Source organism: Bacillus cereus group sp. N12 (assembly GCF_016483575.1).
Lineage (GTDB): Bacteria > Bacillota > Bacilli > Bacillales > Bacillaceae_G > Bacillus_A > Bacillus_A toyonensis.
The window spans coordinates 40,782-50,499 of the sequence record NZ_JAEHBO010000035.1 but is presented as its reverse complement, the minus strand read 5'-3'; the positions used below and the strand labels follow the sequence as shown (position 1 = coordinate 50,499).

The following is a 9,718-nucleotide window of genomic DNA, read 5'->3' as shown; positions in this document are numbered from 1 at the left end:
GCATATAAGTGTCCACTTTCGTCCAATTAAATCTGTAATGGTTCCGACTAGAATAGCGCCAATAAACATCCCAAATAGAGCGTAGCTGGCAATTGTTCCAGCTTGAGCTGGTGATAGTGCCCAATTGTTATCTTCTAAAAGCTTTGGCAGAACGGCACCGTAAATACCTAAATCATATCCGTCAGCTAGAATGGCTAGCCAACAAATAAAAACAACAAGTTTTGTAATAGAGCTTGAAAAGATAGTTTCTGTAGATTCTAGATGAGGTGGAGCAGAAGGTTGCATAGTATTCACCCCTTTTATTTGTAGATGAATATATTATTTTATTTACTGTTAATATTTCCCTTCTTATGTCGAAATTTATATGAAAAGGTGTCATGAAAAACAAAGAAGTTCAACAGGATTCTTGTTGAACTTCTTTGTTTTTTATTCGTTATCAACTCGTTTTAATGGTTGATCTGCTGGCCCTTCCATAACATCGCCATCAATGGAAAAACGAGAACCGTGGCAAGGACAATCCCAAGTACAATCACCGTTATTCCATTCAACTTCACAGCCGAGGTGTGTACAAGTCGTATCGACGATATGTAGTTTTCCTTCTTTATCTTTATAAGCACCTGCTCGTTTACCGTTGACATGTACAACGGATCCTTCGCCAACTTCAAGATCCTCTGGTTTACGTAATGCAGTTTCAAGTTTCCCTTCAATTAAATGTTTAGCAACATCAATGTTTTGAGAAAGGAATGTTTTTATATCTGGATTTGCATGAAACCGTGATGGTGCAAACAGCTCTTTATATGGGCTGTGGACTTTTAGTATGGAATCCTTCAGTAAATGAGCTGCAGCAGTTCCAGTTGTCATTCCCCATTTGCGATATCCAGTTGCAACAAATATATTGGGATTGCTTTCGTTAATATGTCCGATATAAGGGAGCTTGTCTAGCGTAATCAAATCTTGCGCTGACCATCTATAGGGAACTTCATCTACTCCAAAAGTTGCTTCAGCAAAAGAATAGAGTGCTTCATAATGAAGCATTGTATTTATTCCCTGTCCCGTTTTATGACTCTCTCCGCCAATCAAAATTAATTTTTCTCCATTGTTTGTTATATAGCGTAAGGAGCGTTTTGGATCATCAATACTTAAATACATGCCACCTGGATAATCTGTTTTTGCTTTTATTGCAAGAGCATAGGAGCGTTCTGCGTACATTCGCGTAAAGAAAAAGCTATTCGCATCATAAAAAGGAAAGTGAGAACAAGAGACGACATATTCACAAGTGATGCGATGCCCCTCCTTTGTAATTACTTGTGGATAATCTCCTTTTTCCACATCCATAGCTGTTGTTTGTTCATAGACCTTTCCTCCCATCTCCACAAACTTTTCTAAAAGTGTTTTCAAATAAAGGAGGGGGTGGAATTGCGCTTGATTTTTCATTACAAGTGCAGATTGTACTGGAATAGGAATCGATAGAGATTGAACATAGTCACAAGGTATATTTAATTTTTGATAAGCTTCATATTCTTTCGATAAATTTCTTAATCCGTTATCAGTAGTTGTATATAAATATGAATTTTCGTTTGAGAAATTACAGTCGATTTTATATGTTTGAACAGTTTCATTTATGAATTGTAGAGCCTTATTATTTGATTCATAGTAAAGCCCGGCCTTTTCTACACCGAAATGATTTATTAATTCATCATAAATAAGATCATGTTGTGCTGTTACTTTTGCTGTTGTATGCCCAGTCGTTCCGTTTAAAATACGACCAGAATCAATTAAAACAACGTCGATGCCTTCTTTTGCAAGTAAATAGGCAGTAGTAATACCTGTAATACCAGCACCGATAATAGCAACTTTCGTCTTTATATTTTCGGATAAACGAGAGAAAGTAGGAAACTGAGTAGATTCAATCCAATAAGATAGCGGCAGTTGTGGAAATGTATCACTTGTCATTGCGGAAACCTCCTAATTTTAGAACAATTTTCCTTTTAATATTTCCATATTATATGAAATTCATGTGTATTGTTTTAGAAGTAGTCTATCTTTATTAAAAGAGGTTATAAATTATTTTAATATAATTAATTAGGTGGGGCATTATGAAGAAGTAGGATTTATATAAAACTAAATTTAAGTGATTCCATTTATTGATCACATAGAGAGTTATTGAATGAGATAGAGTCTATGGCGTTTAAGAAAATGTCTATATATAGTAGGTGAATCCTTATGGAATCTATACATTTTCTTTAGTGAAATAAAGTATGATTATAAAAATATAACCAACTTTTATTACTAGGTCATAAAAGTTGTTGACAATATAGAAATTCTATTGTTATGATTCATCATGTGGAAAGGTTGATAGAGAGTAAAAAGAGAAATGTTTTTCATTGATAATAAAAGCGAAAAATAAGTGACGATAGAGTGAGTATATTTTCCTTATAATAGATGCTTTTTGGATCATCTAGTAAAATCAATCTGGAAGCAAGAATTGATATATGTAAGTTGCGCAAGGCGCGGCATAAGAAAGGGGCAAAAGGATGAAGGAGCTTCATACGTTTGGGTGGTATGCAGCACGTGTATCACCACATTTGCCGAAAAAAGCATTTAAACCAGTGCCTACTCGTTTATTTGGTGGACTGGCTTATTTGCTTGTGGCATTGGCGGGGTTAATATCGATTGGTGTATTTGAATTGAATGTGTGGGCGAATCTAGGAATTGCGATTGTTCTTGGATTATGTTTTGCTTCACTAGGATTTTTAGGGCATGAAATTTTACATGGAACTGTTGTAAGAAAAGCATGGCTTCGTGACTTCTTAGGCGCGATTGCATTTATGCCATTATCAACAGGACCAAAGCTTTGGAGAAAGTGGCATAATGCAACGCATCATGTTCATACACAGCATGAAGAGAATGATCCGGATGCATGGCCGACACTTGAGAAACTTAAGAAGAGTAAGTTTTTGAGTTGGGTATATCGTATGCCTTTACATGTACGTTCATTCTTTAGTTTTCTGTCACTAACAATTCAATTTACATTGCATTCGACTCGAATGTTCTTTCATTTTATAAAAGAATTTAAGTCATCGAATCAAAAATCTGTATGGCTTCAACTTCTTTTGCCTTGGACAGTTTGGATTAGTTTATTATTTATTATGGGACCTGGAAAATGGTTATTTGCATATGTAATTCCTTTGTTAATTGCTAACTTTATTGTAATGGCATATATCGCAACAAATCACCGCTTAAATCCAATTGTTCCAGTAAATGATCCGTTAGCAAACTGTTTATCAGTAACAGTGCCGCGCTGGGTAGATGTTTTACATTTCAATTTCTCGTATCATACAGAACATCATCTGTTCCCTGCTATGAGCTCTAAATACTATCCGTTAGTAAAAGAGAAGATTAAAGAAATGTGGCCGGAACGCTATCACGAAATGCCGATGACAAAAGCATTGGCAGCACTTTGGAATACACCACGTGTGTATTATCACGGAAGTGAATTAGTTGATCCGCATAGAGAACATTTCTACGGTTCTTTAGGAAATGGATTAGACCCTCATAATATTTCATATCGTGAGGAACATATAGAAGAAAAAGAGAGTATTAAAAAAGTAAATCAGTAAAAGTTGATATATTTTGCAGTGAAAAAGCAAGCCATCTCAGGCTTGCTTTTTTTTATAAAGAAACTTCTTTTTTATTCTTTGTATGGACTTGGATAGAGTTTGTCTCTTTGCGCTGTAATCGTTTTTCTAAAAGGTTAACAAAATAAGTAAATAGGAGAACGAGTACGAGATAATATAAACCAACGATTACATATGTATCTAATTGTTGGAAGTTACTTGCGGCAATTGATAAACCCGATCCCCATAATTCGGACAGTCCTACGTAAGCAACAAGTGAGGAATCTTTCAATCCAATAATAAATTGATTACCCAGAGGAGGAAGAGATAGACGAAATGCTTGTGGTAATATAATTCGGCGCATCGCCAAAGGGTAAGGCATGCCTAAAGAGCGAGCAGCTTCTAATTGTCCACGGTCAACGGATTGAATGGATCCACGGAAAATTTCGGTAATATATGCACCGTTATGAATTGCTAAAGCAATTGCTCCTGCCCAAAAAGGGGTGAACACAACAACAGATGTAATACCAAAATAGAGAATTGCGATTTGAACAATTAAAGGTGTACCACGAATAATGGCGATGTAGACATGAGCGATACTATTTAGAACTTTATTGTTAGAGATTCGAAAGAAAGCGAATAGTAATCCAATTAATGAGCCGAGTACTAGGGAAGTTAATGTTAATTGTAATGTGACAATAGTAGCTTTTAAGAGTGTGGGGTAGGTAGAGATAAAAATTTCAAACATGCGTTTCACCTCATAGTGTATAGATTTTAGTAGGGAATGAAATACCCCACATAAAAAGTGGGGCATGATTTATGGAATCTTTGAATAGTTAACTTACTTCGTTTTTGCCTCTTCTCCAAGAATATTACGACCAAACCATTTTTTACTAATCTTTTCGTACGTACCATCTTTAATGATTTCATCTAAAGCCTTATTTACTTTCTTAACCATTTCTTTATCATCTTTGCGAATAGCAATTCCCATTTCATCAAGATTTAATGGTTTTCCAGCTTCTTTTATATTTGATTTACCTTCTTTAATCATTCGAAGACCAACCATTTGATCAGTGATTACTGCGTCCACACGCCCAGGCTCTAAGTCCATAAGAGCGGTAATATCACTATCGTATTCTGTAATTTGATCTGTATGTTTTGAAACAAGAGTTTTAAAGGTACTAGCTTTTACAACACCAATTTTCTTTCCTTTCAAATCTTCTGGAGAAGAGATAGATGTATTCTTTTTAGCTACGAAAATCTGGGCACCAGAGCGATAATATGGGTTTGAGAAACTAACAGCTTTTAATCGTTCTTCTGTAATGGCCATACTTCCTAAGATTGCATCATATTTTTTTGATTGTAGACCTTGAATTAGCGTTTCCCACGGATTTGTAATAGGAGCGGGTTTCATTCCCATCTTTTTCGCGAGCGCCTCACCTATTTCTACATCAAATCCGGCAAGTTTTCCGTCATTTTCTTTATAGTTAAAAGGTTTGTATAATCCACTCATCGCATAACGAAATTCCTTTTCACCATTTGATGAAGTAGTCGAGCTTTCCTTACTACAGGCTCCCAGTATGAATGATGTACATAGTGTAATACTCGCAACAATGGTTAATAGTTTTCTTTTCATAAGACCCCTCCTATATATTGATCATACGGATGGTTTTAAGTATGTTATCGAGATATTTTATTTGGACAATTAGTTGTGCACCGTATAAATGTATTTCTTTACGTTTGAAATAGAAGTTACATTATAAAACGTTACGTAAAAACTGTTTTGCTCGTTCATGTGATGGAGCTGAAAAGAATTGCGCTGGCGGAGCATCCTCTACAATTTTTCCGTCATCCATAAAGATGACGCGATCAGCTACATCTCTTGCGAAATTCATTTCATGAGTAACAATAACCATTGTCATTCCTTCTTCAGCAAGTTCTTTCATAACTTGCAATACTTCTCCAACGAGTTCAGGGTCTAAGGCTGAGGTAGGTTCATCAAATAGCATAATTTTAGGATTCATAGCAAGAGCTCGTGCAATCGCAACGCGTTGTTTTTGACCACCTGAAAGTAGGTGAGGAGTTACATCCGCCTTATCTTGTAGGCCGACTTTTTGTAGGAGTTGATTCCCAACGTCCTTCGCGTCTGCTGTTTCCAATTTTTTTACGTGAATAGGTGCTTCTATGATGTTTTCTAGTGAGGTCATATGAGGAAAGAGGTTAAAGTGTTGAAAAACCATACCGACATTTTCCCGGACTTTGTTTAAATTTGAATGCTTTGGATCAATTCGTTCACCTTGTAAGTGAATTTCACCTTCATCGTACATTTCTAAAAAGTTAAGACAACGAAGTAATGTACTTTTGCCGGAACCACTGGCACCGATTAAAACAACAACTTCTTTTTCTTTTACTTCTAAATCAATTCCTTTTAAAACATCAAGTGAGCCAAATGATTTTACTAGATTTCGAACTTGAATCATACAAAACCCCCAGTCAAAAATATATTTTACAAATGTTGCCCCTTATTTCTGTTATTAGTCATAAATTGTCAGAATCCTTTATTTTTTTCAGGGGATTTAATATTCAAAGAAATAATGATTTTTAAAATCCCTATATCTTTCTATAACGAAAATATGGATAATAATATATAGGTAGTACTTATATTGCTTATAAGAAGGGGGAAAGAAGAGATGGGAAAAGAAAGAAAAACATTTTCCTTTGGCTTGCGTATACAGCTTATGTTATTTACTACAATTCTAGCTTTCATTACATATTCAACAAGTTTAATTTTCATTTACGTTATATATGATTATTTTCAAAGTTATGTAAGTCAAACTGTTTATAATATTATCGTTATGTTATTAGGTGTAGTATGGTCTGGAATTTTAGCGTATGGGGCAGCAATATTTTTAATTAAACCACTTCGAAAGTTGGAAGAAGCAGCAAGGAAAGCGGCTGAAGGTGATATTCGTGAAGATGTCCCATTGCCAAAGATCGATGATGAGATAAAATCTTTAAGTGTTGCATTTAATATGATGCTAGGGAACTTAAGGGGCATGGTAAAAAATATCGATACTACATTTTCGTATACAAATAATCAAGTTCAGCAAATTAGAAAACAAACAGGTGAAGCGACAAAGCAAGCACAAGGTGTGTCTGAAACCCTTGCGGAGATTTCTTCCGGTGCCGAGCAATCAGCAGCATCGATTCAAGCGATCGTTTCTACTGTTGATACAACGACTTCTATTGCAAATGAAGTAGAAGGAAAAGCAAAACAGTCTGACGAGTTGTCTTCAGAAATGGTTCAAGCTTTAGGACAAAGTACACGTGTCTTTACTTCTTTAATTCAAGGTATTCAAACATTGGCGAGAGAAAATGAAGATTCGATGGAAAATGTACAGAAATTAGAAGAGCGAATGAAACAAGTTGAACACATTGTTTCTGTTGTGAGTGAGATTGCTAGCCAAACAAATTTATTAGCACTCAACGCTTCTATTGAGGCAGCTCGTGCAGGGGAGCATGGAAGGGGCTTTGCGGTTGTAGCAGAAGAAGTACGTAAACTTGCTGATGAAAGTGATCATTCCGCAAAAAACATATCGCAGTTATTACGGAATATGCAAGATGAAGTACAGCAAGTCGCATTGAAAATGACAGAGCAGGTGAAGACAGCTAAAGAAGAGGCGAAACGCGGAGAAGCTACAGAATTAATTTTAAAAGAAATGTCATCAAGTGTTATGGAAGTAGCCGATGCAACTAAGCAAATTAGTAGTTATATGAATGAACAAGTGAATCACATTCATCAAACAGGAGCACAAACAAAGGCTGTAGCAGCAATTGCGGAAGAAACGTCAGCTGGTTCACAAGAAGTGGCACGTGTGACGTTGCAACAGTCTAAAAATATGATAGCAATCGATCAATTATTAAAAGACTTAGAGAAGCAATCAGCGGATTTAAAACAAACAATTGAACGGTTTTCAATGTAAAAGGAAGAACAGAATGCTGTTCTTCTCTTTTTTTAGCTAGATTTAATATCTACAGTTAAAAAGTATAAACTATGAACGTTTCCGCAACATTCTTTTCTGTCCCTTTCGGATGAAAATTATAGCGAGCTATAATATTAAAAGGGGTGTCTTTTATGAAAAAAGAAAAAAGACAACGATTAATTAAACAATTTGTAAAGGAGTATGAAATAGAGAAGCAAGAAAGATTAGTAGAATTGTTAGCAAAAAAAGATGTATTAGTAACACAAGCTACAGTTTCTCGAGATATTCGTGAGTTAAATTTAACGAAGGTACCTTCTCAAGAAGGATTAATGATATATAAATTTTTCTCAGAAGAGCATTTACAAACTGATATAAAGTTAAAGAAAAAATTACGAGAGGTTGTTGTAAAAATTGATTGTGTAGATCAATTAATGGTTATTAAAACATTACCCGGTAATGCACATGTTATTGGTGTTTTGTTTGATGAGCTAGATTGGAAAGAAAAAATAGGATGTGTATGTGGAAATGATACATGCCTTATCATTTCTCAGTCAAAATCCGATAGGGAGATTTTAGAAGAAAGGTTAAATTTAATTATTTAGATGCAAAATCCTGTTTTTAATAAAAATTAAAAACAGGATTTTTGTTTAAATACGGAAGTTAAATATTCAACATATATGCGTAATATATGTGTTTTTTTATTGAAAAATCGGGATGAAGTGTTATAAAAATACAAATTCATATGATTTTAAAAAAATAACTTGTTTAATATTTCACAATGATAATGTGGATGCTTTCACAAAGATGAAGGCGCGTAGCATTTATTATGTACTTGTAAGACATCAAACATATTTAAAAGGAGGTACAACAAATGAAGCATCCGATACATGTTACTTCAGAGATTGGGGAATTACAAACAGTTTTATTAAAACGACCTGGTAAAGAAGTGGAAAACTTAACGCCAGATTATTTGCAACAATTATTATTTGACGATATTCCATACTTACCAATTATTCAAAAAGAGCATGATTATTTTGCACAAACATTACGCAATCGGGGTGTTGAAGTTCTTTATTTAGAAAAACTAGCTGCTGAGGCATTAGTAGATAAAAAACTTCGAGAAGAATTTGTTGATCGTATTTTAGAAGAAGGACAGGCTGACGTAAATGTTGCACATCAAACTTTAAAAGAATATTTACTTTCCTTTTCAAATGAAGAATTAATTCAAAAAATTATGGGTGGTGTACGGAAAAACGAGATTGAAACAAGTAAGAAGACACATTTATATGAATTAATGGAAGATCATTATCCGTTTTACTTAGACCCAATGCCTAATTTATATTTTACTCGTGATCCAGCAGCTAGCGTGGGTGATGGATTAACGATAAATAAGATGAGAGAACCGGCGCGTAGACGTGAATCATTATTCATGGAGTACATCATTAAATATCATCCAAGATTTGCAAATCACAATGTGCCAATTTGGCTAGATCGTGATTATAAGTTTCCAATTGAAGGTGGCGATGAGCTAATTTTAAATGAAGAAACAATTGCAATTGGAGTATCTGCCCGTACGTCAGCTAAAGCAATTGAACGTTTAGCTAAAAATCTTTTTAGTCGACAAAATAAAATTAAGAAAGTGTTAGCAATAGAAATTCCAAAATGCCGAGCATTTATGCATTTAGATACAGTGTTTACAATGGTTGATTATGACAAGTTTACAATTCACCCAGCCATTCAAGGGCCAAAAGGAAATATGAATATTTATATTTTAGAAAAAGGTCCAGATGTGGAAACTCTTAAAATTACACATCGCACTTCTTTAATGGAAGCATTAAAAGAGGTATTAGGTTTAAGTGAATTAGTTCTTATTCCTTGTGGAGGAGGAGATGCAATTGCTTCCGCTCGTGAACAATGGAATGATGGTTCTAATACATTAGCAATTGCGCCAGGTGTAGTTGTTACATATGATCGCAACTATGTATCCAATACGTTATTGCGGGAACACGGTATAGAAGTCATTGAGGTGCTAAGTTCGGAATTATCTCGTGGGCGTGGGGGTCCACGTTGCATGAGTATGCCAATTGTTCGTAAAGATATTTAGTATAAATAACGGAG

General features: G+C 34.9%; 9 protein-coding genes. 4 read left to right on the top strand and 5 right to left on the bottom strand.

Translation table 11 applies throughout. The features are described from left to right. On the bottom strand, positions 1 to 285 hold a 285-nt coding region (locus JDS92_RS16885; protein ID WP_199632187.1), incomplete at its 3' end, for an MFS transporter. Positions 286 to 426: 141 nt separating this feature from the next. Continuing rightward, entirely contained in the window at positions 427 to 1,953 is a 1,527-nt protein-coding gene (locus tag JDS92_RS16880) for an FAD-dependent oxidoreductase (RefSeq protein ID WP_097895658.1), read from the bottom strand. 581 nt (positions 1,954 to 2,534) lie between these two features. On the opposite strand from JDS92_RS16880, the gene desB reads away from it, so the two are divergent. Next, the gene (gene desB / locus JDS92_RS16875) at positions 2,535 to 3,620 is read left to right on the top strand and encodes a Delta(10) desaturase DesB (RefSeq protein WP_000661221.1); all 1,086 of its coding nucleotides are present in this window, start codon (positions 2,535 to 2,537) and stop codon (positions 3,618 to 3,620) included. A gap of 52 nt (positions 3,621 to 3,672) precedes the next feature. Here desB and JDS92_RS16870 read toward each other — a convergent pair whose 3' ends face one another. From JDS92_RS16870 to JDS92_RS16860, 3 genes are all read right to left on the bottom strand, one after another. Next, the gene (locus JDS92_RS16870) at positions 3,673 to 4,365 is read right to left on the bottom strand and encodes an amino acid ABC transporter permease (RefSeq protein ID WP_000461553.1); all 693 of its coding nucleotides are present in this window, start codon (positions 4,363 to 4,365) and stop codon (positions 3,673 to 3,675) included. A 93-nt stretch (positions 4,366 to 4,458) separates the two neighbouring features. Further along, a complete protein-coding gene (locus JDS92_RS16865) occupies positions 4,459 to 5,253 on the bottom strand; it encodes an ABC transporter substrate-binding protein (RefSeq protein ID WP_000823745.1) in 795 nt (264 codons plus the stop codon). A 121-nt stretch (positions 5,254 to 5,374) separates the two neighbouring features. Continuing rightward, positions 5,375 to 6,097 (bottom strand): amino acid ABC transporter ATP-binding protein, encoded by a 723-nt coding sequence (locus tag JDS92_RS16860; protein ID WP_000616929.1) that lies wholly within the window; start codon positions 6,095 to 6,097, stop codon positions 5,375 to 5,377. Between the two features lie 210 nt (positions 6,098 to 6,307). On the opposite strand from JDS92_RS16860, the gene JDS92_RS16855 reads away from it, so the two are divergent. The 3 genes from JDS92_RS16855 (at position 6,308) to arcA (ending at position 9,704) form a co-directional block, all read left to right on the top strand. Beyond that, a complete protein-coding gene (locus JDS92_RS16855) occupies positions 6,308 to 7,600 on the top strand; it encodes a methyl-accepting chemotaxis protein (protein ID WP_199632186.1) in 1,293 nt (430 codons plus the stop codon). A gap of 152 nt (positions 7,601 to 7,752) precedes the next feature. Then, positions 7,753 to 8,202, top strand: coding sequence for an arginine repressor (argR, locus tag JDS92_RS16850; RefSeq protein ID WP_000711836.1), 450 nt, complete (start codon positions 7,753 to 7,755; stop codon positions 8,200 to 8,202). 269 nt (positions 8,203 to 8,471) lie between these two features. Beyond that, a complete protein-coding gene (arcA, locus tag JDS92_RS16845; RefSeq protein ID WP_000682324.1) occupies positions 8,472 to 9,704 on the top strand; it encodes an arginine deiminase in 1,233 nt (410 codons plus the stop codon). Positions 9,705 to 9,718: the final 14 nt, after the last annotated feature.